The organism is Segeticoccus rhizosphaerae (assembly GCF_009192725.1).
GTDB lineage: Bacteria > Actinomycetota > Actinomycetes > Actinomycetales > Dermatophilaceae > Segeticoccus > Segeticoccus rhizosphaerae.
On record NZ_VOHR01000651.1, the window covers coordinates 1 to 798 of the forward strand.

Genomic DNA, 798 nt, shown 5'->3' on the forward strand with positions numbered 1-798 from the left:
TGGCGGGCGCCGGGCGGCGACTGGGCCAGGTGCAGGCGGACCTGGCCGAGGCCGGCCAGCGGCTCTCGATCGACCCACCCCAAGACGGCACGATCGGCGGCACGATCGCCAGCGCGGCCACCGGACCGATCCGCTTGGCGCACGGCGCAGTCCGTGACCTGGTCATCGGGGCCACCTTCGTGCTCGCCGACGGCACCGTCGCACACTCCGGCGGCAAGGTCGTCAAGAACGTCGCGGGCTACGACGTCGCCAAGCTGCTCACCGGCTCCCTCGGCACCCTCGCGGTCATCACGCAGGCGGCCTTCCGGCTCCACCCCGAGCCACACGCCCGAGCCTGGGTGACCGCGCCGGTCACCGGCGGCGACGAGGCACACCGCCTGACGCAGGCGGCGGTCCACTCCCAGACCATGCCGGCGGCCCTCGAGCTCGACCTGGCCACCCCGCGCGAGGGCACCCTCTGCGTCCAGCTCGAAGGTGTCGGGCCCGGCGTCGAGCAGCGGGCCGCGACGATGTGTGGGCTGCTCGGCCCGCGGGCCGAGAGGTTCACCGAGCCGCCGCCGTGGTGGGGCCACGAGCCCTTCACGGCGGGCGACGTCGAGCTGCGCCTCACCCACGAGCTCGGCGCGTTGGACACCCTCCTGCAGGCCCTCGAATCGGCCCAGGACGCCACGGGTCTGGCCGTGCGGCTGCGTGGCAGCGTCGGGGTGGGCTCGGTGCTCGCGGGCGTCGACGCCTCGGCGGATCCGGGCGCGGTGGCGGCCCTCGTCGGCGAACTGCGCGGCCGCGCAGCGGACTTCG

1 protein-coding gene is annotated in these 798 nt (G+C 75.6%); it reads left to right on the forward strand.

The genetic code is table 11. From position 1 onward, the window contains the following. Window positions 1–798 (forward strand): FAD-binding oxidoreductase (locus FRW57_RS22310; RefSeq protein ID WP_152187109.1); only part of this gene is annotated, 798 nt, incomplete at both ends.